The organism is Bradyrhizobium iriomotense (assembly GCF_030160715.1).
GTDB classification, from domain to species: domain Bacteria; phylum Pseudomonadota; class Alphaproteobacteria; order Rhizobiales; family Xanthobacteraceae; genus Bradyrhizobium; species Bradyrhizobium iriomotense.
Map to the genome: position 1 here is coordinate 157364 of NZ_BSOW01000007.1, position 23448 is coordinate 180811.

Consider the following 23448-nt stretch of genomic DNA (forward strand, 5'->3'; position numbering starts at 1 on the left):
TGGCCGTCTTGTTTAGCCGTCTTGGGAGCTAACAACGGCTTGAACGGCAACGCAACCCCGCCATTTCCGCATCAACTGTGCTACGCAACATTCGAGTTAATTCCGTGCGGCGCCATTCATCGTGCTGAGCATTCAAAACCTCTCGAAAAGCTTCTCCTCGGCCGGCGAGCCGGTCCATGTGCTGCGCGGCGTCGATCTCGACGTGCGCGCTGGCGAACGCGTCGCGCTGACCGGCGAATCCGGGAGCGGCAAGAGCACGCTGCTGCACCTGATCGCGGGGCTGGATGGCGCCGACGGCGGCAAGATCATGCTCGAAAGCCTCGAGGTGACCGCGCTGCCGGATGCAGGGCGGGCGGCGCTGCGGCGCGACCGGCTGGGCCTGGTCTTCCAGCAGTTCAACCTGATCCCGAGCCTGTCGGTCGAGGATAATCTTTCGTTTCAGGCGCGGATCGCCGGCCGGCACGATGCCGCCTGGCACGGCGAGCTGATCGAGCGGCTCGGCCTCGGCAAGCTGTTGCGGCGCTACCCCGAGCAGCTCTCGGGCGGCCAGCAGCAGCGCGTCGCGATCGGCCGCGCGCTTGCGATCAAGCCGTCACTTCTGCTCGCGGACGAGCCGACCGGCAATCTCGATGAGGCGACTGCCGACGACGTCCTGGCCCTGACGCGCGATCTCGTGGCGCGCACCGGCTGCGGCTTTCTGATGGTGACGCACAGCCTGCGTCTGGCAGCCACGCTCGACCGCCACGTCACGCTGCATGCGGGGCGGATCACATGAGGCGCGCGCTATGGATCCTCGCCGTGCTACTCAGCCATTGGCGGCGGCATCCGATGCAGCTCGCGACGCTGCTGATCGGCCTGATCGCGGCGACCGCGCTGTGGAGCGGCGTGCAGGCGATCAACCAGCAGGCGCGCAACGCCTATGACCGCGCGGCGGCGATGTTCGGCGGCGTGCGCACGCCGATGCTGGTCGCGCCCGATGCTGCGACCTTCTCGCAAGACCTGTTCGTTGCGCTCAGCCGCGCCGGCTGGCCGGTCTCCCCGGTCGTGGAGGGCCGCGTCCAGATCAACGGACGCTCGTTCCGCCTCCTCGGCATCGAGCCGGTGACGCTGCCGGCCGAGGTCGGCAACGCGCCGCGGCTCGGCGCGTCCGATTTGCGCGCCTTCGTCGCCCCGCCCGGCCAGACACTGGTGGCGCCGGAGACGCTCGCCGATCTCGACGCGACCGAAGGCGCGGCACCGCAGATCAGCAGCGGCGCAAGATTGCCGCCGCTGCACGCGCAGCCGCAGCTCGTGCCCGACGTGCTGGTGGTCGATATCGGCGTCGCGCAGCGGCTACTTGGCAAGCAAGGCCAGCTCTCGCGGCTCCTGATCGGCAAGGCCAAGGGCAAGCCCGGGCCGCTCGCAAGCGTCGTCGGCGACCGCTTGCAGCGGGTCGAGCCGGGCGCGGAGACCGAGCTCGAACGCCTCACCGACAGCTTTCATCTCAACCTCACCGCCTTTGGCCTGCTATCGTTCTTCGTCGGCCTCTTCATCGTCAATTCGGCCGTGGGGCTCGCCTTCGAGCAGCGGTTGCCGATGCTGCGCACGCTTCGTGCCTGCGGCGCCTCGGCGCGGATGCTCAACACCGTGCTGGTGATCGAGCTGGTGGTGCTGGCGCTCGCCGCGGGGCTCGTGGGCCTTGTCTGCGGCTATGTCATCGCGGCGGCGCTGCTGCCGGATGTCGCGGCATCGCTGCGCGGCCTCTATGGCGCGCAGATCCCGGGACAGCTTTCGCTGCGCGGCGAATGGTGGCTCGCCGGCATCGGCATCAGCATCGTCGGCGCGCTGATTGCAGCCGCAACCAGCCTGGTCAAGGCAGTGCGGCTGCCACTGCTGGCGACCGCGCAGCCGCAGGCCTGGCAACAGGCGCAGCGGCGCTGGCTGGTCCTGCAGGGCGCGGCTGCGCTCGCCGTGTTCGCAATCGCGCTGCTGCTGTTGCGCTATGGCGATTCGCTGATCGCTGGGTTTGCCGTGCTGGCGGCGTTGATGCTGGGCGCGGCGCTTTTCCTCCCCGCACTGCTCGAGATCATCCTGCTCGTTGGCCAGCGCCGCGCGAAAGGCCCGCTGGCGCTGTGGTTCTGGGCCGACAGCCGACAGCAGCTCTCAGGCCTGTCGCTGGCACTGATGGCGCTGCTGCTCGCGCTCGCCGTCAATGTCGGCGTCTCCACGATGGTGGAAACGTTCAGCCGTACCTTCATCACCTGGCTGAACGGGCGCCTCGCCGCCGACGTCTACATCAGCGCGCCCGACAATGCGAAGGCGGTTGCAATCCGAAGCTGGCTGCGCGAGCGCAGCGAGGTGCAGGCGATCCTGAGCGGCGGACGGGCGGAGACGCAGCTGGAGGGACAACCGGTCGAGCTGCTCGGCCTGCCCGACCACGCGCTCTATCGCGAGCGCTGGCCGCTGCTCGAAGCCGCGCCGCGCGCCTGGACGCAGCTCGTACCCGGAAATGCTGCCTTCGTCAGCGAGCAATTGAGCCGGCGGCTGGGCTTGCGCGTCGGCGACGTCATCGAGATCCCCGCGCCGGGCGGCAGCTGGGTGCTCGACATCGCCGGCATCTATGCCGATTACGGTAACCCCAAGGCACAGCTCGCCGTGAACGTTGCGGCGCTGATCCGGCGCTTTCCGCAAACGCCGCAGACGCGGATCGGACTTATTGTTCCGAGAGACAACATACCCGGCCTGATCACAGCGGTGCAGAAGCAGTTTGCCCTCGACGATCGCAGCGTCGCCGACCAGGCGACGGTGAAGGCGGAGTCGATCCGCATCTTCAACCGCACCTTTGCAGTCACCGGCGCGCTGAACGCCTTTACTCTCGGTGTCGCCGGCATTGCGCTACTGACCAGCCTGCTGACGCTTGCCAACTCGCGCCTGCCGCAGCTCGCGCCGCTCTGGGCGATCGGCCTCACGCGGTCGCGCCTTGCCGCGATCGAACTGACCAAGACGCTGGCAGTTGCGCTGTTCACGGCGCTATTGGCATTGCCGCTGGGACTCATCGTGGCCTGGTGCCTGATTGCAATCGTCAACGTGAAAGCGTTCGGCTGGCGCCTGCCGTTCCACGTGTTTCCGCTGCAACTGGTGGAGCTCGTCGCGGTCGCGCTGCTCGCCTCGCTGCTCGCCGCGTTGCTGCCGGTAGCGCGGCTCGCGCGGATGCAGCCGGCGGATTTGGTGAAGGTATTTGCCAATGAGCGCTGACCGAATCTCGCGGCGCACATTTGCAGGCGGTCTCGCCGCGATGGCGCTGTCGCGCCGCGCCTTCGCACAAGGCTACGCCGGTCTCGGCGAGACCGCGGATGGGTTTGCGCCCGTCACGCCTGGAAAGGTGTTTTCCTTCCCCGCCGACCACGGGCCGCATCCGGACTTCCGCATCGAGTGGTGGTACCTCACGGCGAACCTCGTCGACGCCCGCGGCGCGGCTTGCGGCCTGCAATGGACGCTGTTTCGCCAGGCCACCGAGGCCGGCCCGCAGCGCGAGGGCTGGGCCAATCAGCAGCTCTGGATGGGGCATGCCGCGGTCACCCGCGCCGACACCCACCGCTTCAACGAGCTGTTCGCGCGCGGCGGCGTCGGGCAGGCGGGTGTGGACGCAAAGCCGTTCGCCGCTTGGATCGACGACTGGGAGATGAAGGGCGCTGACAGCACCGACGATCGCATGCTGGCGCCGCTGACGCTGAAGGCCTCGAGCACCGATTTCAACTATGCGCTGACGCTTCAGGCCGATCGTCCGGTGGTGTTGCAGGGCGATGCCGGCTTCAGCCGCAAGTCCGAGCGCGGCCAGGCGTCGTATTATTACAGCCAGCCATTCTTCCGTGCGCGCGGCAGTCTCGTCATCGACGACAAGACGGTCGATGTGTCGGGGCAAGCCTGGATGGACCGCGAATGGAGCAGTCAGCCGCTCGATCCTGATCAGACCGGCTGGGACTGGCTGTCGCTGCATCTTTCCTCCGGCGACAAGCTGATGCTGTATCGGCTGCGGCAAAAGGACGGTAAGGACGATCCGTTCGGCAACTGGATCTTGCCCGATGGCCGCGCGCAGCAGATCTTTGCCGCCGACATCCAGATGACGCCGAAAGGATGGGCGGAGGTCGCGGGGCGCAAGCTGCCGGTGGAATGGCAGATCGCGATCCCTTCGCGGTCGTTCACGATCACCTGCAAGCCGCTCAACCCCGCCGCCTGGATGGGTACCGGCTTTTCCTATTGGGAAGGCCCGATCAGCTTCTCCGGCAGCCATGACGGCGTTGGCTATCTCGAGCTGACGGGTTATTGAGCGTCCGGCAAATTCAGGGGACCTTGCGATGTATCATCTCACCGCGCTCGTCACGCTGCTGGCCGTGGCGTTCTGCTTCTTCACCAGCATCAACGTCGCGCGGTCGCGCGCGAAGACCGGCGTCAAGGTACCGGCGATGTCGGGCCATCCCGATTTCGAGCGCGCCTTCCGCATCCAGATGAACACGCTGGAATGGATACCGATCTTCTTGCCGTCGCTCTGGGTGTTCGCGATCTACATCAGTGACGCCATCGCGGCCGCGATCGGCGCGGTCTGGATCATCGGCCGCGTCGTCTATTTCATCGGCTATTCGAAGGAAGCCGCCAAGCGCGGCCGCGGCTTCGCCATCCAGGCCGTCGCCAGCTTCGCGCTGTGGATCGGCGCGCTGGTCGCGGTGCTGTGGCGGCTGGTGCTGTGAGGGGCGGTAGCGACCGCGATCACCATCGTCGTCCCGGCGCAGGCCGGGACCCATAACCACAGGATGTGGTTTGGCGAAGATCGGTAACTCCGATCTCGCGCCACAACATCTCCCTGTGGTTATGGGTCCCGGCCTTCGCCGGGACGACACCAGATTTGTGGCGGGAGCCTCACCTCACTTCGTCAGCGGGCAGCCGCTTTCCTTGGCGGTGAAGAAGGCCTTGTCGCCGGGGACGGTGGCGAGCAGCTTGTAGTAGTCAAAGGGCCGCTTCGATTCCGAGGGCTTCTTGACCTCGAACAGATACATGTCGTGGACCATGCGGCCGTTCTCGAGCACCTTGCCTTGCGCGAAGGCGTCGTCGACCGGCAGCTCCTTCAGCTTCTTGGCGACTGCATCCGGATCCTTGGTGCCGGCCGCCTTGACCGCCTTCAGATAGCTCAGCGTCGCCGAATAGGTGCCGGCGTGGATCATGCTCGGCATCCGCCCGGTGCGCTTGAAGAAGCGTTCGCCGAGGTTGCGCGTCTTGTCGTTGAGATCCCAGTAATAGCCCTCGGTGAGCACGAGGCCTTGCGCGGCCTGCAAGCCGAGGCCGTTGACCTCGGCGAGCGTCATCAGAAGGCCGGCCAGCTTCTGGCCGCCGGTGACGATGCCGAACTCGGCGGCCTGCTTGATCGAGTTGGTGGTGTCGAGGCCGGCATTGGCAAGGCCGACGATCTTGGCCTTGGAGCTCTGTGCCTGGAGCAGGAAGGAGGAGAAGTCCGACGAGTTAAGGGGCACGCGGACCGAGCCGACCACCTTGCCGCCATTGGCGGTGACGATCTCGCTGGTGTCCTTTTCCAGCGCGTAGCCGAAAGCGTAGTCGGCGGTGAGGAAGAACCAGGTGTCGCCGCCGGCCTTGGTCAGCGCACCGCCGGTGCCGACCGCGAGCGCGCGGGTGTCATAGGCCCAGTGGAAGCCATAGGGCTGGCAGGAATCGCCGGTGAGGCGCGAGGTCGCGGCGCCCACGACGATGTCGATCTTCTTCTTTTCCTTGGACAGCTCGTGGATCGCAAGCGCGACCGAGGAGGTCGTCAGCTCCGTGATCATGTCGACGTTCTCGACGTCGTACCAGCGCCGCGCGATGGAGGTGGCGAGATCCGGCTTGTTCTGGTGATCGGCGGTGACGAGCTCGATCTTGTGCCCCAGCACCTCGCCGCCAAAATCCTCGATCGCCATTTTCGCGGCTTCGACCGACCATTTGCCGCCATAGTCGGCATAGACGCCGGACTGATCGTTGAGGATGCCGATCTTGACGCCTTGATTGGCGTTTTCCGCGAAGGCGGGCGCCGCCAGCAACACGGACACAGCCGCGGCGGCCAAAAGTGCTGATTTCATATTTTAACTCCCGGCAGTTTTCTGTTTTGAAATCGCGCGGATACTAGTGAAGAACCCCGCCCCTGCCCATCCATTTCGGCCTCAGCCGTTAGTATGGGCGTGCTTCCTCAAACTGCACTCGTCGTCCCGGACAAGCGAGCGTAACGAGCGCCGATCCGGGACCCATAACCACAGGGAGAAGTTGTGGAGAAGACTCGTGGTTACCTATCTCGCGCCACAACTACTCCCTGTGGGGTCCCGGCCTTCGCCGGGACGACACTGTGATTGTTGATGCGCCGAGGGCAAATGACCAATGATCACGCCGCAGCCGCCGGCTTCTTCCCGCGCCCATCGGCCAGGTTGCGCACGATCACGTAGAAGATCGGAGTGAAGACGAGGCCGAACAGCGTGACGCCGAGCATGCCGAAGAACACGGCGACGCCGACGGCCTGGCGCATCTCCGAGCCCGAGCCGGTCGAGACCACCAGCGGCAGCACGCCGAGGATGAAGGCGAAGGACGTCATCAGGATCGGCCGCAAGCGCAGACGGCAGGCCTCGATCACCGCCTCCAGCCGCGGCTTGCCTTCGAGCTCGATGTCGCGCGCGAACTCGACGATCAGGATGGCGTTTTTGGCGGCAAGCCCCACCAACACGACGAAGCCGATTTGCGTGAGGATATTGACGTCCTGTCCCATGATGCGCACGCCGATGGTCGCGGCGAGCAGGCACATCGGCACGATCAGGATGACCGCGAACGGCAGCGACCAGCTGCCGTATTGCGCGGCGAGCACGAGATAGACGAACAGCACGCAGATCGGGAACACGTAGAGGCCCGCATTGCCGCCGGTGACCTGCTGGTACGACAGGTCCGTCCATTCGAAGGTGAAGCCGCTGGGCAAGGTCTCGTCCGCGAGCCTCTTGATGGCGTTGAGCGCGGTGGTGGAACTCGTGCCTGGGGCCGGCTCACCCTGCAATTCGGACGCGGCATAGAGATTATAGCGCGCGACACGGTCGGGACCGGAGACGTCGCGGAAATCGACCACGCTGCCGAGCATCACCATGTCGCCGGCGGCGTTGCGCGTGCGCAGCCGCGCGAGGTCGCTTGGTTCTTTCCGGAACGGGAAGTCGGCCTGCGCGGTGACGTGGTAGGTGCGGCCAAACAGGTTGAAGTCGTTGACATAGGTCGAACCGAAATAGGTTTCGATCGTGTCGTTGATGCTGGAGATGGGCACGCCGAGCTTCTGCGCCTTGGTGCGGTCGATGTCGACGAAGAGCTGCGGCGTGTTGGCCGTGAACGGCGAGAACACCGAGGTGAGATTCGGCGATTTGCGCGCAGCGGCGACGAGTTCGTCGGTCGCGGCTGCAAGCAGTTCAGCCCCGCGGCCCTGCCGGTCCTGGATGCGGATGGTAAAGCCGCCGCCGGTGCCGATGCCGGGCACGGCCGGCGGCGGGATGACGATAATGAAGGCGCCCTGGATCGCGGCAAGGCGCTTGCGCAGTTCGCCCGTGATCGCGCCTGCGGTCAGCCCCTTCTTCAGGCGCACCTCCGGCTCTTCGAATACGGGAAACAGCGCCGCCGCATTGCCGGCCTGCGTGCGCGTCGCCCCCGAGAAGCCGGCGAAGGCGGCAACGCGGACGATGCCGGGCGTATCGAGCGCAATGCGCTCGATCTCGCGCACGATCTCGGTGGTACGCGCCAGCGACGCCGCGCCCGGCAATTGCACGGAGACGATGACGTAGCCGCGATCCTGCGCGGGAATGAAGCCTTGCGGCGTGGTCGCGATCAGCCAGCCGGCACTGCCGATCAGCGCGACGTAGATCAGCAGCATCGCCAACGAATGCCGGATCACGAAATTGGCGACGCCGGCATAGCCATGCGACAGCCGGTCGAACACGCGGTTGAATACGCCGGTGAAGGCGCCCCAGGCGCGCGCAATGACATTCCAGGCGGCAGGCGGCCGCTTCTCCTCATGCGGCACCAGGATCTGGGAAGCCAGAGCGGGCGACAGCGTCAGCGAGCAGAAGCAGGAGATCGCAGTCGCAACCGCAATGGTCACCGCGAATTGCTGGAAGAATTGTCCGGAAATGCCGCCCAGGAACGCCGTCGGCACGAACACCGCGCACAGCACGAGCGCAATCGAGACCAGCGCGCCGCCGACTTCCTCCATGGTCTTGAGCGCAGCGTCGCGCCGGCTCAGGCCGTGCTCGAGATGACGCTCGACATTCTCGACCACCACGATGGCGTCATCGACCACGATACCGACGGCGAGCACGAGGCCGAACAGCGTGAGATTGTTGATGGAGAAGCCCAGCGCCGCCATCACCGCAAACGTGCCGACCAGCGAGACCGGGATCGCAATGATCGGGATGATCGCCGGCCGCCAACCCTGCAGGAACACCAATACCACGATGACCACGAGCAGCATGGCCTCGTAGATGGTCTTGATCAGCTCATGGACGGACTGCGCGATGAATTCAGTCGGGTTGTAGCCGATATTGTAGTCGAGGCCCTTCGGGAAGCTCTCCTTCAGCTTCGTCATGGTGTCGGAGATGCCCTTGGCGGTCGCGAGCGCGTTCGATCCCGGCCGTTGGGTGACCAGCATGCCAACCGCCGATTTGCGCAGGAGGAAGCTGTTGGTGCTGTAGGCCAACGCGCCGAGCTCGATGCGGGCGACGTCGCGCAAGCGCACGGTGCGGCCCTCCGATCCGGCCTTGATCAGGATGTCCTCGAACTGCCTGGGGTCCTTCAGGCGTCCCGTGAAGGTCAGGTTCGGCTGGAAGGCGCGGTCGGTGATCGGCGGCTCCGCGATCTGGCCGCCTGCGATCTGGATGTTCTGCGCACGGATTGCCGCCAGCACTTCAGTCGAGGTCAGGCCGAGATTGGCGATGCGGTCGGGATCGAGCCAGAGTCGCATCGAATAGTCGCGCGCGCCAAAGATCTGGATGTCGCCGACGCCGTCGAGCCGCAGGAGCTGGTCGCGGACCTGGAGCAGCGCGTAGTTGGAGATGTAGAGTTGGTCGAACGTGTCGTCGGGCGACAGCATGAACACGACCATCAGGATGTCGGGCGAGTTCTTGCGCGTAGTGACGCCGTTGCGTTGCACTTCCTCAGGAAGACGCGGCTGCGCGATCGCGACGCGGTTCTGCACCAGCACCTGGGCCTTGTCGAGATCGGTGCCCAGCTTGAAGGTGACGGTGATCGTGAGCTGGCCGTTCGAGGTCGCCTGGCTGTAGAGATACAGCATGTCCTCGACGCCGTTGATCTCTTGCTCAATGGGCGCCGCAACCGTGTCTGAGACGGTCTGCGCGGAGGCGCCGGGATATTGCGTGGTGACGACAACGGTCGGCGGCACCACCTGCGGATATTCGGAGACCGGCAGCGTGGTGTAGGCGAGCGCGCCGATGATCAGGAGCACGATCGACAGGACCATCGCCAGGATGGGCTGGTTGATGGAGAGACGGCCGAGGTTCATGACTTGCCACCAGTCGGCGCTTGCGCGAGAGACGGGGCGACCTTGGCGCCGACGCGAGCGCGCTGGATACCGTTGACGATGACGCGGTCCTCCGCCTTCAGCCCTTCGCGGATCACGCGCAGGCCTTCATCGAGCGGCCCGAGCACTACAGGACGTGCTTCCACAGTGTCGTCCGGCTTGACCACGAAGACGATCTTGCGGGACTGGTCGGTCGCGACCGCGACGTCCGGAATGAGCAGCGCCTCGTAGGGCGCACTGCCGATCAGCCGTACACGGCCGAACTGCCCGGGCAGAATCGAGAGATCGGTATTCTTGACGACGGCGCGGCTGCGCAGCGTGCCGGTCGAGACATCGAGGCGGTTGTCGAGGAAGTTGATGGTGCCGTCATGCGACGGCTTGGTCTCGCCGGCCAGCGTCACCTGCACCGGGTTTGCAGTGTCGCGCGAGCTCGGGCGCTTACCCTCGAACCACAGCTTGCTGTACTTGATGAAAGTTGCCTCATCCATGTCAAAATAGATGTAGATCGGATCGAGCGCGACGATCGACGTGAGCAGCGTCGAAGTGCCGGTGTCGCTGCCCTGCACGAGATTGCCGGGACTGACGAGATGGCGGCTGACGCGGCCGGTGAGCGGCGCGGCCACATGGGTGAACTCGATATTGAGCTTGGCGGCCTTCAGCGCGCCTTCGGCCTGCATTTCGGCGGCGTGCGCGGCCTGCAAGGCCTGGCGGCGCTGGTCGACGACCTGCTCGGAGACGGCGCTGGTCTGCACCAGGTTCAGGCCACGATCGAGCTCGCGCTTGGCAAGCTCCACCTTGGCGCGCGCGTCCGAGAGCTGGCCGTCGGCCTGCTCGGCCACCGCCTCGAACGGACGCGAGTCGATCACGTAGAGGAGATCGCCGGCATGCACGATCGCGCCATCCTGGAATTCGACCGAGGTGACGAAGCCGCCGACCCGCGGGCGCACCTGCACCTCCTCGACCGCCTCGAAGCGGCCGGTGAACTCGTCCCAGTCGGTGACGGTGCGCTTGACCGGCTGAGCGACAGTGACTGAGGGCGCCGGCGGTGCTGCCGCCTGCGAGGCCGGCTTGTCACAGCCTGCGAGGAGGCCGGCAGCCGTCAGCGCCAGAACCGAGAGGAAGGGACGTGGCCCGGATTGCCGCCGGACTGGATGCTGCCTCGGCTTCGGCTCGCTCATGTCTTGCCCCTTCCTTGGTGGCTGCGAGCAAACAGGGTACCCGCCTACCCGCAGGCGGCACAAGATGGTTTGCAATAATGAACTCTTCAAGACGAAGGACGGTCCAAATCTTTGGCGGCGCGCCCTAGCCAGGTGGCGGGGTTGCGGAGAGATGGTGGCGCGGGAGAAGGAGAACAATGCCAGCGTCTTCGCACATGACGGACGCCAGCCGCTCGGCTAGATTAATCGAACAAAAACAAGACGAATTGTCCGGGAGGGCAGGCGTGCATCAAGGGCGTGTCGTTTTCGGCGCGATCGAGGAAGTTGTGTTCGGCCATCCGGCCGCAGGCGCCATTCTGTCGCAGATGGATCGCTTGGGGTCGAACCACGCCTTCCTGATGGTCTCGGGTACGCTCAACCGACAGACCGACGAAATCCAGAAGATCACAAAGGCGCTGGGCGCGCGCTGTGCGGGCCTGTTCGACGCCATGCCGGCGCACACGCCCCGCGAAGCAGTGATTGCGGCCGCGAACATGGCGCGTGAGGTGAAGGCGGACCTGATCGTCACCGTCGGCGGCGGCTCGATCACCGACGGCGCCAAGGCGGTGCAGCTTTGCCTTGCCAACGGCATCGACGATGTCGACGGCATCGAGCGCATCCGCGTCCACAGGGGGGTTGACCCCGAGATGAATGCGCCCACCGTGCGGCAGATCAGCGTGCCCACCACGATCGCCGGCGGCGAGTTCAGCGCCATCGCGGGGGTCACCGACCGCAGCACTCATGTGAAGCAGATGCTGCGCCACCCGCTGGTGGTGCCGCGCGCAACGATCCTCGATCCCGCGATGACCGTGCACACGCCGGAATGGCTGTTCCTCTCGACCGGCATCCGTGCCGTCGACCATTGCGTCGAGGCGATCTGCTCGCGCGAGACGCATCCCTATGCCGACGCGCAATCGGTGAAGGGGCTCGCTATGCTCGCCGATGCGCTGCCGCGGGTGAAGGCCAACCCCGGGGATCTCGACGCGCGGATGGACGCGCAGCTCGGTACCTGGCTGTCGATGGGCGCGCTCGCCGCCGGCGTTCCCATGGGCGCGAGCCACGGCATCGGTTACGTGCTGGGCGCGGCCTTCGACGTGCCGCACGGCTACACCTCCTGCATCATGCTGCCGGCGGTGATGCGCTGGAATGCGCCCGACAATGCCGAGCGCCAGATGATCGTCGCGGCGGCAATGGGTTTTCCCGGCAAGAATGCCGCCGACGTGCTGGACGCCTTCATCCGCTCGCTGGGTATGCCGCGCAGCCTTTCCGAAATGCGCGTCTCGCCGGAGCATTTTGACGCCATCGCCGCGCAAGCGATGCGCACGCCCTGGGTGCCGCGCAACCCGCGCAGGATCGATGGTCCCGCCCAGATTCGTGAAATCCTGCTTCTCGCCGCCTGATCGCCCCTGGAGGATTGATGTACACAGGTACGCATGCCCATCTACGCCCGCTGCAACCCGCCTTCATCATGGCCGGCACGGGCGAGACCGTCACCTATCGCGAGCTCGATGCGCGCAGCAACCGCCTGGCGCATCTGTTTCGCAAGCACGGCTTGAAGCGGCTCGACCACTATTCGATCTTCATGGAGAACAATTCGCGCTATCTCGAAGCCTGCAGCGCGGGTGAGCGGTCCGGGCTCTATTTTACTTGCGTCAACTCGTTCCTCACCGCGGCCGAGCTCGCCTACATCCTGACCAACAGCCAGTCGCGCATCCTGATCACTTCGGTGGCCAAGCTCGACATCGCGCGCGACGCGCTGAAGGAATGTCCGAAGGTCGAGCTCTGCGTCGTCGCCGACGGACCCGGCGAGAGCGATCGCATCGTTGGGCTGGAGCAGGCGACGGCAGGCCTGCCGAAGACGCCGATCGCGGACGAATGGCTGGGCACGGCGATGCTCTATTCGTCGGGCACGACGGGACGGCCGAAGGGCATCTTGCGGCCGCTGCCGGAGGAGCCGCCGCGACACAACATGCCGCTGTTCGATTTTCTCATAAAGCTTTGGCACTACCGCGAGGGCATGGTCTATCTGTCGCCGGCGCCGCTCTATCACGCCGCGCCACAGGCCGCCGTCAATCTGACGATCCGCATGGGCGGCACCGTAATCATCATGGAGAGCTTTGATCCCGAGCGTTACCTCGAGCTCGTGGAAAAATGGGGCATCACCCACACCCAGCTCGTGCCGACGATGTTCTCGCGCATGCTGAAGCTGCCAGAGGAGGTGCGCACGCGCCACGACCTGTCCTCGCTCGAGATCGCGATCCATGCCGCGGCGCCCTGCCCGGCGCTGGTGAAGGAGGACATCATCAAGTGGTGGGGCCCGATCATCCACGAATATTACGGCGCGACCGAGGGTCTCGGTTTCACCGCCTGCAACACCGCAGAATGGCTCGCCCATCGCGGCACCGTCGGCAAGATCATGCTCGGCGATCTGCATATCCTCGACGAGAACATGAAGGAGTGCCCGACCGGTACCGCCGGCACGGTGTGGTTCAAGACCGCCTCGGCGTTCGAATATTTCAACGATCCCGAGAAGACAAACGAAGCCCGCTCGGCCGATGGCAGCATGAGCACGGTCGGCGACGTCGGCTATGTCGACAAGGACCGTTTCCTCTATCTCACCGACCGCGCCACTTTCATGATCATCTCGGGCGGCGTGAACATCTATCCGCAGGAATGCGAGAATCTGCTGATCACCCATCCGCAGGTCGCGGACGCCGCGGTGTTCGGCGTGCCCAATGCCGATCTCGGCGAGGAGGTGAAGGCCGTGGTGCAGCCGATGCCAGGTGTGGTGCCGGGGCCAGGGCTCGCCGAGGAGCTGATCGCGTTCTGCGCCAAATCCCTGTCGCGGCAAAAGGTGCCGCGCTCGGTCGATTTCGAAAAGGAGTTGCCGCGCCTGCCGACGGGCAAGCTCTACAAGCGCCTGCTGCGGGATCGCTATTGGGGGAACAAGACTTCAAGGATTGTGTGAGGACTTTCTCGCAAGCAGGCGCCACACACTCGGTGTCGTCCCGGCGAAGGCCGGGGACCCATAACCACAGGCAGTCGTTTGGCGAAGATAGGCATTCGATATGCCTACTTTCCGCGATTGACGGATCCCGCGGTATGGGTCCCGGCCTTCGCCGGGACGACGGTGGAGTTCGTGGCAGGCAGTTGACGCAGCCTCACCCCAGCATCTGCGTATCGCCGCAGATCGAGATGGCCTGGCCGGAGATCGTGCGGCCGCGAGGGCTTGCCATGAACAGGATCTGGTCGGCGATCTGCTCCGGCGTCACGTAGTCCTTGATCGAGGTGTAGGAGAACGCGATGCGCTCCATCTCGGTGTAGGAGATTCCGCGCTGCTGGGCCTTTGCTTCCAGCACGCGGCGCTGGCGGTCGCCGGCGACGAGACCGGGCAGAATGGCGTTGACGCGGATCTTGTCGGGGCCGAGCTCGATCGCCAGCGATTTGGTCAGGCCGATGACGCCCCACTTCGCCGCCGCATAGGGCGCACGCATGGCGAAGCCGACCTTTCCCGCCGCGGACGAGATGTTGACGATCGAGGCGTTCTTGCTCTCGCGGAGCAGCGGCACCGCGAGCCGGGTGCAGTTGAACTGGCCGGTGAGGCAGACCTCGACGCAGCGGTCCCAGTCCTCCGGATTCATCTCCTCGATTTTCGCGGTCGGGCCGGCGATGCCGGCGTTGTTGACGAGCACATCCAGCCCGCCGAGCACGCGGACCGCCTCGTCGAACATCGTCTTGACCGCGGCGCGATCAGAGACGTCGCACTGCGTGCGCGTGATGGCGGGATCGCTGTTCGCGACCGCCGCAAGCGCCATCTCGTCGACATCGCAGACATGCACCCTTGCGCCCTCGGCAAGGAAGCGGCGGGCGATAGCAAGCCCTATGCCGGCCGCCCCTGCGGTCACCAATACGCGCAACCCCTTGATGTCGAGATCCATGATGGCTCCGGTCGTGTCTTGATGCTAAGCGTGACGGTAGATCACAGCCGCCTCGGAGTTGCAAACCCATGGTTAGCAAAGTAACGGCCCGCAAAGTCATCATCACCTGCGCCGTCACCGGCGCGATCCACACGCCGTCGATGTCCCCTGCTCTGCCGGTGACGCCGCAGGAGATCGCGGACGCCGCGGTGGACGCCGCCGAAGCGGGGGCTGCAATCGTGCATCTGCACGCGCGCAACCCCGAGACAGGCCAGCCCGATCAATCGCCGGAAGCCTTTGCGCCGTTCCTCAAGATCATCAAGCAGCGTTCCAACGCCGTGATCAACCTCACCACCGGCGGCGCGCCGACCATGACGGTGGACGAGCGCGTGCGGCCAGCCGCAGTGTACAAGCCGGAAGTGGCCTCGTTGAACATGGGTTCGATGAATTTCGGCTTCTTCGGCATGCTCAATCGCTTCAAAACCTTCAAGCATGAATGGGAACGCAAGCATGTCGAGAACAAGGACATCGTGTTCCGCAACACGTTCCAGGACATCGAGTTCGTGTTGAAGACGCTGTCGGAAACCGGAACCCGCTTCGAGTTCGAGTGCTACGACACCGCGCATCTCTACAATCTCCAGTACTTCCTCGATCAGGGCCTGGTGAAGCCGCCGCTGTTCGTGCAGACCGTGTTCGGCCTGCAAGGCGGCATCGGCCCGCATCCCGAGGACGTGCTGCACATGAAGCGCACCGCGGAGCGGCTGTTCGGCGACAAGTTCATCTGGTCGGTGCTGGGCGCCGGACGGCATCAGCTCCCGATCGCGGCGATGGCCGCTGCCATGGGCGGCAATATCCGCGTCGGCCTCGAGGACTCGCTGTGGGCTGCGCCGGGCCGCATGGCCTCGTCGAATGCCGAGCAGGTGCGTCTCGCCCGCAAGATCATCGAGGGGCTTGGCCTGGAGGTCGCCACCTCCGACGAGGCACGCGAGATGTTGCACCTGAAGGGCGGCGACACGCTCAACGTGTGATCGCGAAGCTCTCTCAGTTTTGATGTCGCGGGGCTGCCGGCGCCGTCGTCTCTGCGTTCGCGGTCCTGTATGCTCAACAGGGTGCATCGACAGGGAGCCGTCATGCTCGCCTTGACCCTTTACGGCCTTCTGGTTGTTTACCTGCTCGTGATTTGCGGACGCTGCACTGCGAAATTCGCGGCGGAGAAGGGACGTTCACGGGGTGTCTGGTTCGTTCTGGGTGCCCTGTTCTTTCCGCTGCCCTCGATCGCCCTCGCGCTGCTGCCATCCCGCGCGCAAGCGCAGCCGTAGCGTCGATCCGGTTCCAACCACCGAAATGATGACCTCGGCTTCTCTCACATTGCGAGAGAGCGACGCTACGTGCGGCTTTACGTCATCCGAATTGCCAAGGCCGCAACGGGCCTTGGCCGTTGCCTGCCCTCGCCCACCTAGCTATCGTCGCCATCAAACAGGCTGCTTAAGGCCTTGAGGTTCGAGGGAGAGAAGCATGCGGAGCGTGGTTGCGCTCGCCGCGATGGCGGCGCTATCGGTGCTGACGGTCTCAACCACCACACTCGCCGGCGGACCCAAGCAGGGCGGCATTTTGCGGATGTATCACCGCGACAGCCCCGGCAATGCCTCGATCCATGAAGGCGCGACCTATTCACTGAACGTGCCCTTCATGCCCGTGTTCAACAACCTCGTCATCTACAAGCAGGACGTGGCGCAGAACAGCATGGACACCATCGTCCCCGATCTCGCCGAGAGCTGGGCCTGGGGCAACGACAACAAGACGCTGACCTTCAAGCTGCGCCAGGGCGTCAAATGGCACGACGGCAAGCCGTTCACATCGGCTGACGTCAAATGCACCTTCGACATGCTGATGGGCAAGTCGCAGCAGAAGTTCCGGCAGAATCCGCGCAAGACCTGGTACAACGAGGTCAATGATGTCTCGACCAACGGCGATTTCGAGGTCTCGTTCAACCTGAAGCGGCCGCAGCCCTCGCTGCTGGCGCTGCTGGCCTCGGGGTATACCCCGGTCTATCCCTGCCACGTCTCGCCGGGCGACATGCGCACCCATCCGATCGGCACCGGGCCGTTCAAGTTCGTCGAGTTCAAGGCCAATGAATCGATCAAGCTGACCCGCAATCCCGACTACTGGAAGGAGGGCCGGCCCTATCTCGACGGCATCGAGTTCACCATCATCCCCAATCGCTCGACCGCGATCCTCGCCTTCGTCGCCGGCAAGTTCGACATGACGTTCCCGACCGAGGTGACGATCCCGCTGGTGAAGGACGTCAAGTCGCAGGCGCCGAACGCGATCTGCGAGATCGCGCCGACCAACGTCGCGACCAACATCATCGTCAATTCGACGGCGCCGCCGTTCGACAATATCGACATCCGCCGCGCCATGGCGCTGGCGCTCGACCGCAAGGCGTTCATCTCGATCATGTTCGAGGGTCAGGGCGACGTCGGCGGCACCATGCTGCCGCCGCCGAACGGGCTGTGGGGCATGCCCAAGGAGATGCTGGAGACCATTCCCGGTTACGGCCCCGACGTGAGCGCCAACCGCGAGGAGGCGAAGAAGCTGATGCAGAAGGCGGGCTATGGACCCGACAAGCACCTCGCCGTGAAGGTCTCCACGCGCAACATCCCGGTTTATCGCGACCCCGCTGTGATCCTGATCGACCAGCTCAAGAGCATCTATATCGACGGCGAGCTCGACGTCGCGGAGACCGCGAACTGGTTCCCGAAGGTCGCGCGCAAGGATTACATGATCGGCCTCAACCTCACGGGCAATGCCGTGGATGATCCCGACCAGTCCTTCTACGAGAACTATTCCTGCGGCTCGGAGCGCAACTACACCAACTACTGCAACAAGGACATCGAGAAGCTGTTCGACGTGCAGTCGCAGGAGACCGACGCCAACAAGCGCAAGAAGCTGGTCTGGGACATCGACAAGAAGTTGCAGGAGGACGTCGCCCGCCCGATCATCTTCCACAGCCGGTTGGGCACCTGCTGGCAGCCCTATGTCAAGGGCGTGACGGTCATGAGCAACTCTTCCTATAATGGCTATCGGTACGAGGATCTGTGGCTGGACAAGTGACGCGGCGGGCGGGCAGCTGAGGGCTCGGCAGGAGGCGTTGGGATGTTTGCCTATCTGGTGCGCCGCCTGTTCCTGATGCTCGTGACCCTGTTCGGGATCTCGATCGTCATCTTCTTCCTGCTGCGCATCGTGCCCGGCAACATCGTCGACATCCTGTTCGCAGCAGCCGGCTATGTCGATCCCGCCGACAAGGCCAATCTGGAAAAGGAGCTTGGCATCGACCAGCCGCTGGTCGTGCAATATCTGCACTGGATCGGCGGCTTTCTGCGCGGCGATTTCGGCTACTCCTATGTCTCGGAGAAGCCGGCGCTCCAGGAGATCCTGCCGCGGATTCCGATCACGGCGCGGCTCGCGGGCCTCGCGCTATTGTTCTCGGCGTCGATCGGCATTCCGCTCGGCGTCATCAGCGCAGTGAAGCAGGGAACCAAGCTCGACTACGCGTTGCGTGTCGTCAGCCTCAGCGGCCTGTCGCTGCCCTCGTTCTGGCTCGGCCTTCTGATTCTGACGGCGTCGGTGGCGATGTTCGGCCAGATGCCGATCTTCAATCCCAATCCGCAGACCTGGCTGGAAGCATTTGCGACCTATGCGGTGCCGGCTGCGGCGGTCGGCTTCCGCAGCGCCGCGCTCACCATGCGCATCACGCGCTCCTCGATGCTGGAGGTGCTGCGGCAGGATTATATCCGTACCGCACGTGCAAAGGGCGCCTCCGACGCCGCAGTGAATTATCAGCACGCTCTGAAGAACGCGATTCTGCCCGTGATCACCGTGATCGGCATCGAGGCCGCATTCCTGATCGGCGGCCTCATCGTCACCGAGACCGTGTTCAACATCCCCGGCGTCGCGCGCTTCCTGGTCGAAGCGATCCGCTGGCGGGATTATCCGATCGTGCAGAACCTCGTGATGTTCATCGCCGTCGTCGTGGTGTTCGCGAATTTCACCGTCGACATGCTCTACGCCGTGTTCGACCCGCGCATCCGGTATACGGATTAGGAGATCTGCTTGGCCGCGATCGACTATGATCTCGAACTGAAGCGCGCCGGCGCGGGCGCGACCGGCGGCTGGCGGCGCGCGCTGTTCCTGGCGCAGCGGCATGTGCTGGGCGCGGCCGGGCTGATCATCATGATCGTGTTCGCGCTCACCGCGATCTTCGCCAATGTCCTCGCCCGCTTCGATCCCCTCACGGTCGATGCCGCGCATGCGCTGGCGCGCCCGAGCGCGCTGCACTGGATGGGCACGGACTCCTTCGGCCGCGACGTCTTCAGCCGCATCATCCACGGCGCGCGGATCTCGCTCGCGGTCGGGATCGGCTCGACCACGCTCGGCGCGTCCATCGGCGTCATCGTCGGGCTGACCTCCGGCTATCTCTCCGGCTGGGTCGATCTCGTGTTCCAGCGCGTCTCCGACGTCCTTCAGGCGCTGCCGCTTCTGGTGCTGGCGCTGGTGATGACGGCCGCGCTCGGGCCGTCGCTGCCGAACGTCATCATCGCCATCGCCATTCCGCTGATCCCGACGGTGGCGCGCGTGATCCGCGCCAACACGCTGGCGCTGCGCGAGCAGCCGTTCGTCGAAGCCGCGAAATCGATCGGCATGAGCGAGGTGCGGATCGCGCTCCGCCACGTGCTGCCGAACACGCTGGCGCCGCTGATCGTGCTCGCCACCGCCCAGCTCGGCTCGACCATTTTGACCGAAGCCTCGCTCTCCTTCCTCGGCCTCGGCATTCCCGAGCCCTACCCATCCTGGGGCCGCATGCTGTCGGAATCGGCGGCCGAATATGTCCGCACCGCACCGTGGCTCGTCATCTTCCCAGGCATTGCCATCAGCCTCGCCGTGTTCGGCACCAACCTGTTCGGCGACGCGCTGCGCGACATCCTCGATCCGAGGCAGCGCGGCTGATGAGCGACGCCTCCGATCTCGTGCTCGATGTCAAAAACCTGAAAACGGTGTTCTTCACCAATTCCGGGCTGTTCAAGGCGGTCGATGACGTCTCCTTCCACGTGCGGCGCGGCGAGACACTGGCGATCGTCGGCGAATCCGGCTGCGGCAAGAGCGTCACCGCGCTGTCCTTGATGCGGCTCGTGCCCGACCCGCCCGGCCGCATCGTCGGCGGCTCCGTCACGCTCGAGGGCACCGACCTGCTCGCGCTGGATGATGCGAAGATGCGCGCGATCCGGGGCAACCGCATCTCCATGATCTTCCAGGAGCCGATGACCTCGCTCAATCCCGTGATGCGGATCGGCGACCAGATCGTCGAGGCCGTGCGGCTGCACCGGAACCTGCCGGTGAGGGAAGCTAACGGCATCGCGGTCGAGATGTTGCGGCTGGTGCGTATTCCGGAAGCCGCGCGACGGGCCAGGGAATATCCGCATCAGCTCTCCGGCGGCATGCGCCAGCGCGCGATGATCGCGATGGCGCTGGCCTGCCGGCCGGCGCTCCTGATCGCGGACGAGCCGACCACCGCACTCGACGTCACCATCCAGGCACAGATCTTGGCGCTGATCCTCGACCTCCAGAAGGAACTCGGCACCGGCCTCGTGCTGATCACGCATGATCTCGGCGTCGTCGCGCAGACCGCGCAGCGCGTGATCGTGATGTATGCGGGGAAAAAGGTCGAGGAAGCGACAGTGGAAGCGCTGTTCGCTGCACCAAAGCATCCCTATACGCGCGGGCTGATGGCCTCGATCCCGGCGGTCCCGGCGTCCGGTGTGGCCGCGCAGGCGCGGCTGAACGAAATTCCTGGTACAGTGCCCTCGCTGGTACGGCTGCCCAAAGGCTGCGCCTTCGCGCCGCGCTGCAAGCTGGTGGTGAAGCGCTGCCAGGAGGAGTATCCGCCGCTCCAGGATTGGGGCGGCGGTCATCTCGCCGCCTGCTGGCGCGCGGCCGAGGTCGCGGAGGAGGTGGCATGAGCGAGGCTCTGCTCGAGGTCACCGATCTCATGAAGCACTATCCGGTGCGCGCCGGCGTGCTGCGGCGGCAGGTCGGCACCGTGCATGCGGTGGACGGCGTCAGCTTCTCGCTTCGAACGGGTGAGACGCTGGGCCTCGTCGGCGAATCCGGCTGCGGCAAGTCGACGGTGGCGCGCAGCGTACTGCGGCTGGTCGAGCCGACCTCGGGCCAGATTCGTCTCGACGGCGAGGACATCACGCATCTCTCCAAGACCGAGCTGCGGCCGCATCGCCGTTCGATGCAGATCGTATTCCAGGATCCCTTTGCCTCGCTCAATCCGCGCATGACCGCGGGCGACATCGTCGGCGAGCCGCTGGCGGTGCATGGCCTCGCGAGCGGCAAGGCGCTGGAGGCGCGCGTCGCAAAACTGTTCGAGCAGGTGGGCCTGCGGCCCGACCAGATGGGCAACTTCCCGCATCAATTCTCGGGCGGCCAGCGCCAGCGCATCTGCATCGCGCGGGCGCTCGCGCTCGAGCCGCGGCTGATCGTCTGCGACGAGCCGGTTTCCGCGCTAGACGTTTCGATCCAGGCGCAGGTGATCAACCTCCTGATCGACCTGCAACGGCAGCACGGCTTCTCCTATCTCTTCATCGCGCATGATCTCGCCGTGGTCGCCCATATCAGCCACCGCGTCGCCGTGATGTATCTCGGCCGCATCGTCGAGATCGCCGACAAGGACGAGCTGTTCAGAAATCCGCGCCATCCCTACACGCAGGCCCTGCTCGCCTCGGTCCCGATCGCCAACCCGCATGCGAAGCGGCTTACGCCGCTGGTCGACGGCGACGTGCCGAGCCCGGTCAATCCGCCCTCGGGATGCGCCTTCCACACTCGCTGCCGCTTTGCGATGGAGCGATGCAAGACGGAGCGGCCGGCGCTCGTGGAGGCCGCCAATGGGCACCAGGTGGCGTGCTTGCTCAATGAGGGGACGGGGCGGTCGGCCTGACGCCTTAGTTACATCGGCCGGCTGACGAGGGCAGGCTCATGCTCTCGCGTCACGCACGACGATCCTGACATTGGCAATCGCGATGCTTTGCGCATCAATGAAAATGACGTTCGTAGTCCCGAGTTTGAGCGCCTGGAAGATCACCGAGCGATCGTCCTGGATGCGAATACTGACGACATTTTCGTCATCAATGAGCACGGTTTCAAACGGCTGTTCAGGCGTGAACACCGATCCGGTGCCGAGCGCCAGCGTGATCGTCTGATCCGCCGCCTGGCTTGCCGGCACTGGAGCGAGGAGCAGCACCAGGCTCAGCATATAGGCACGCAACTGCGCGATCATAGTCCTCAAGCCACCATCTACCTCAATCACGTCTGAGCCTTGGCTGCCGAGATCGCAGGGTGCTTCTTGAAACTGGCGACGGCCGTTTCCGCGATGCCAAAATTGTTGGCCAGCAGGTGACGCGGCGCGCTGGTGAGCCAATCCGATAGCGAGCTCTCGCGGTAGCTTGCGCTATCCAGCACACCGACGATCTCGGCATCCTCCATCCCGATATTCTGAATCGAGTGGCCGCAATTGCGCGGAATATAAGCACATTCCCCGGCCGATAGCTCCGCAACGGCAAGGCGCTTGTCCGGCGCAAACAACGTCACGCGCGCACGCCCCTTGAGCACGTAGTGCCATTCGTTGGCGTCAGCATGCCAATGCGGCTCGTGCATCCCGCCGGGCCGCAATTGCAGCAGCATGCCGGTCATGGTGGTCGACATTGGAAATTCCCTTGCCGAGGCGACATAGAGCGAGCCGCCTGCGCCGCCGACGCGCGGCTTCTGCCCCGTCATGGAAAACCGGTGCGTTCGCGCCCGATTCAGTTCGCGTGCAGAGCGGGCCTGCGGGCCGTCCAGCGGGATCACGTCCCCCTGCATGATGTAGGTCTCGGCCTTGGGCGTGTCGGCAAATATGTCTGCGGACACACCAAAAACCTGCGCTAGCGTCGGACTATCGTAGCGACTCATCAAGTCGCTGATGCCGAATGTTCCATGCTCGGAATAAAGCCCGTCATCAAAGGCGAGGATTGCGTGGCAGGCAGTCGTTCCGAGCGTCTGGATCGCGTGACCATGCCCCTTCGGGAAGTACCAGAGATCACGCGGACCGAGGTTGACGACCTCCGCGACCCCCTCAGGGTCGACCACAGTGACCTGGCAATGACCGTCCACGACGTAGGCCCACTCCGCCGAGTTGTGCCAATGCATCTCGCGCGCACCGCCGGCATTGATGAACAGATGCGCGCCGGCGATAGCGGTCGCAATAGGCAATCCGCGGGTCGTAATCTCGCGCGCCCAGCCGCCCGAGGTCGCCTTGATCGGCGCCTTGTCGAGCGAGGCCGTGAAGGCAACCGGATCGCCGCTCTTGCGCGGGACCGTTTTCATGTATTCGGAAGCAGGCGAGACATCGTACCCTACGGCGTGACCATCATTGGCCGCAGCAAAGGATTGAGTAGTGGCGAGGGCTCCGGCACCTGCTGCAAACGACTGAATGAAAATGCGACGATTCGCTTGAAACATGACTTGCCCTCCAATTCCTCACTTCCGTGCGGCGCTCGATCGGAGACGGCTTTACGACGCTTGGCTTGATCCAGACCTGGCCAGACTCCGCTCAAGATAACGCAGGTCCGTGCCATCGAACGTGAGACAGTTCACAGGCCGACGCATTTCTCGGCCACGGTCTGCACGGATCGCATTCAAATCACTGATTGCGTTTCTGGACCCAGCG

19 protein-coding genes are annotated in these 23448 nt (G+C 64.8%); 13 read left to right on the top strand and 6 right to left on the bottom strand.

The features are described 5' to 3' along the window. The first annotated feature begins 121 nt into the window (after positions 1-121). From QQL28_RS12415 to QQL28_RS12430, 4 genes are read left to right on the top strand one after another with little or no spacing between them, the layout of a single operon-like run. Positions 122-775: an ABC transporter ATP-binding protein gene (locus QQL28_RS12415; protein ID WP_284265341.1), complete on the top strand. Its 654-nt coding sequence runs from the start codon at positions 122-124 to the stop codon at positions 773-775. Next, positions 772-3234: an FtsX-like permease family protein gene (locus QQL28_RS12420; RefSeq protein ID WP_284265343.1), complete on the top strand. Its 2463-nt coding sequence runs from the start codon at positions 772-774 to the stop codon at positions 3232-3234. The genes QQL28_RS12415 and QQL28_RS12420 overlap by 4 nt, the downstream gene beginning before the upstream one ends. Then, the gene (locus tag QQL28_RS12425; protein WP_284265345.1) at positions 3224-4306 is read left to right on the top strand and encodes a lipocalin-like domain-containing protein; all 1083 of its coding nucleotides are present in this window, start codon (positions 3224-3226) and stop codon (positions 4304-4306) included. The genes QQL28_RS12420 and QQL28_RS12425 overlap by 11 nt, the downstream gene beginning before the upstream one ends. Positions 4307-4334: 28 nt before the next feature. After that, positions 4335-4724 carry an MAPEG family protein gene (locus QQL28_RS12430; RefSeq protein ID WP_284265350.1) on the top strand — a complete coding sequence of 130 codons (390 nt, stop codon included), beginning with the start codon at positions 4335-4337 and terminating at the stop codon, positions 4722-4724. 174 nt (positions 4725-4898) lie between these two features. Here QQL28_RS12430 and QQL28_RS12435 read toward each other — a convergent pair whose 3' ends face one another. The 3 genes from QQL28_RS12435 to QQL28_RS12445 all read right to left on the bottom strand — a co-directional run bounded on the left by QQL28_RS12435 (position 4899) and on the right by QQL28_RS12445 (position 10746). Next, a complete protein-coding gene (locus QQL28_RS12435; RefSeq protein WP_284265353.1) occupies positions 4899-6098 on the bottom strand; it encodes an ABC transporter substrate-binding protein in 1200 nt (399 codons plus the stop codon). Positions 6099-6394: 296 nt separating this feature from the next. Beyond that, entirely contained in the window at positions 6395-9550 is a 3156-nt protein-coding gene (locus QQL28_RS12440) for an efflux RND transporter permease subunit (RefSeq protein WP_284265356.1), read from the bottom strand. After that, a complete protein-coding gene (locus QQL28_RS12445; RefSeq protein WP_284265358.1) occupies positions 9547-10746 on the bottom strand; it encodes an efflux RND transporter periplasmic adaptor subunit in 1200 nt (399 codons plus the stop codon). Before QQL28_RS12445 ends, QQL28_RS12440 begins: the two co-directional genes overlap by 4 nt. Positions 10747-11009: 263 nt before the next feature. On the opposite strand from QQL28_RS12445, the gene QQL28_RS12450 reads away from it, so the two are divergent. Both QQL28_RS12450 and QQL28_RS12455 read left to right on the top strand, forming a co-directional pair. Continuing rightward, positions 11010-12164, top strand: a complete 1155-nt coding sequence (locus tag QQL28_RS12450; protein WP_284265360.1) for an iron-containing alcohol dehydrogenase — start codon at positions 11010-11012, stop codon at positions 12162-12164. A 17-nt stretch (positions 12165-12181) separates the two neighbouring features. Next, complete coding sequence (locus QQL28_RS12455; RefSeq protein ID WP_284265362.1) at positions 12182-13732, top strand: AMP-binding protein; 1551 nt, start codon at positions 12182-12184, stop codon at positions 13730-13732. 193 nt (positions 13733-13925) lie between these two features. Here the strand turns inward: QQL28_RS12455 and QQL28_RS12460 are convergent, their stop codons facing one another. Continuing rightward, a complete protein-coding gene (locus QQL28_RS12460; RefSeq protein WP_284265364.1) occupies positions 13926-14702 on the bottom strand; it encodes an SDR family oxidoreductase in 777 nt (258 codons plus the stop codon). A gap of 68 nt (positions 14703-14770) precedes the next feature. Between QQL28_RS12460 and kce the strand changes: the two genes are divergently transcribed. From kce to QQL28_RS12495, 7 genes are all read left to right on the top strand, one after another. Then, positions 14771-15709 (top strand): 3,5-dioxohexanoate:acetyl-CoA acetone transferase, encoded by a 939-nt coding sequence (gene kce, locus QQL28_RS12465; protein ID WP_284265365.1) that lies wholly within the window; start codon positions 14771-14773, stop codon positions 15707-15709. Positions 15710-15811: 102 nt separating this feature from the next. Then, complete coding sequence (locus tag QQL28_RS12470; protein ID WP_284265367.1) at positions 15812-16000, top strand: hypothetical protein; 189 nt, start codon at positions 15812-15814, stop codon at positions 15998-16000. Between the two features lie 196 nt (positions 16001-16196). Continuing rightward, positions 16197-17795: an ABC transporter substrate-binding protein gene (locus tag QQL28_RS12475; protein ID WP_284265369.1), complete on the top strand. Its 1599-nt coding sequence runs from the start codon at positions 16197-16199 to the stop codon at positions 17793-17795. Positions 17796-17837: 42 nt separating this feature from the next. Next, positions 17838-18785, top strand: a complete 948-nt coding sequence (locus QQL28_RS12480; RefSeq protein ID WP_284265371.1) for an ABC transporter permease — start codon at positions 17838-17840, stop codon at positions 18783-18785. A 9-nt stretch (positions 18786-18794) separates the two neighbouring features. Next, on the top strand, positions 18795-19688 hold the full coding sequence (locus tag QQL28_RS12485; RefSeq protein ID WP_284265373.1) for an ABC transporter permease: 894 nt from the start codon (positions 18795-18797) through the stop codon (positions 19686-19688). Then, positions 19688-20698 carry an ABC transporter ATP-binding protein gene (locus tag QQL28_RS12490; RefSeq protein WP_284265376.1) on the top strand — a complete coding sequence of 337 codons (1011 nt, stop codon included), beginning with the start codon at positions 19688-19690 and terminating at the stop codon, positions 20696-20698. Before QQL28_RS12485 ends, QQL28_RS12490 begins: the two co-directional genes overlap by 1 nt. Then, positions 20695-21681 carry an ABC transporter ATP-binding protein gene (locus QQL28_RS12495; protein ID WP_284265378.1) on the top strand — a complete coding sequence of 329 codons (987 nt, stop codon included), beginning with the start codon at positions 20695-20697 and terminating at the stop codon, positions 21679-21681. The genes QQL28_RS12490 and QQL28_RS12495 overlap by 4 nt, the downstream gene beginning before the upstream one ends. Before the next feature lie 36 nt (positions 21682-21717). Here the strand turns inward: QQL28_RS12495 and QQL28_RS12500 are convergent, their stop codons facing one another. Then, positions 21718-22020 carry a pilus assembly protein N-terminal domain-containing protein gene (locus QQL28_RS12500; protein ID WP_284265380.1) on the bottom strand — a complete coding sequence of 101 codons (303 nt, stop codon included), beginning with the start codon at positions 22018-22020 and terminating at the stop codon, positions 21718-21720. A 26-nt stretch (positions 22021-22046) separates the two neighbouring features. Then, on the bottom strand, positions 22047-23240 hold the full coding sequence (locus tag QQL28_RS12505; protein WP_284265382.1) for a cupin domain-containing protein: 1194 nt from the start codon (positions 23238-23240) through the stop codon (positions 22047-22049). Positions 23241-23448 lie beyond the last annotated feature (208 nt).

Excerpts from the sequence above, each read along its gene's own strand:
- QQL28_RS12420 (WP_284265343.1), top strand. The coding sequence starts at position 772 with ATGAGGCGCGCGCTATGGATCCTCGCCGTGCTACTCAGCCATTGGCGG.
- QQL28_RS12425 (WP_284265345.1), top strand. The coding sequence starts at position 3,224 with ATGAGCGCTGACCGAATCTCGCGGCGCACATTTGCAGGCGGTCTCGCC.
- QQL28_RS12430 (WP_284265350.1), top strand. The coding sequence starts at position 4,335 with ATGTATCATCTCACCGCGCTCGTCACGCTGCTGGCCGTGGCGTTCTGC.
- QQL28_RS12435 (WP_284265353.1), bottom strand. The coding sequence starts at position 6,098 with ATGAAATCAGCACTTTTGGCCGCCGCGGCTGTGTCCGTGTTGCTGGCG.
- QQL28_RS12440 (WP_284265356.1), bottom strand. The coding sequence starts at position 9,550 with ATGAACCTCGGCCGTCTCTCCATCAACCAGCCCATCCTGGCGATGGTC.
- QQL28_RS12445 (WP_284265358.1), bottom strand. The coding sequence starts at position 10,746 with ATGAGCGAGCCGAAGCCGAGGCAGCATCCAGTCCGGCGGCAATCCGGG.
- QQL28_RS12455 (WP_284265362.1), top strand. The coding sequence starts at position 12,182 with ATGTACACAGGTACGCATGCCCATCTACGCCCGCTGCAACCCGCCTTC.
- QQL28_RS12460 (WP_284265364.1), bottom strand. The coding sequence starts at position 14,702 with ATGGATCTCGACATCAAGGGGTTGCGCGTATTGGTGACCGCAGGGGCG.
- kce (WP_284265365.1), top strand. The coding sequence starts at position 14,771 with ATGGTTAGCAAAGTAACGGCCCGCAAAGTCATCATCACCTGCGCCGTC.
- QQL28_RS12470 (WP_284265367.1), top strand. The coding sequence starts at position 15,812 with ATGCTCGCCTTGACCCTTTACGGCCTTCTGGTTGTTTACCTGCTCGTG.
- QQL28_RS12475 (WP_284265369.1), top strand. The coding sequence starts at position 16,197 with ATGCGGAGCGTGGTTGCGCTCGCCGCGATGGCGGCGCTATCGGTGCTG.
- QQL28_RS12480 (WP_284265371.1), top strand. The coding sequence starts at position 17,838 with ATGTTTGCCTATCTGGTGCGCCGCCTGTTCCTGATGCTCGTGACCCTG.
- QQL28_RS12490 (WP_284265376.1), top strand. The coding sequence starts at position 19,688 with ATGAGCGACGCCTCCGATCTCGTGCTCGATGTCAAAAACCTGAAAACG.
- QQL28_RS12495 (WP_284265378.1), top strand. The coding sequence starts at position 20,695 with ATGAGCGAGGCTCTGCTCGAGGTCACCGATCTCATGAAGCACTATCCG.
- QQL28_RS12500 (WP_284265380.1), bottom strand. The coding sequence starts at position 22,020 with ATGATCGCGCAGTTGCGTGCCTATATGCTGAGCCTGGTGCTGCTCCTC.
- QQL28_RS12505 (WP_284265382.1), bottom strand. The coding sequence starts at position 23,240 with ATGTTTCAAGCGAATCGTCGCATTTTCATTCAGTCGTTTGCAGCAGGT.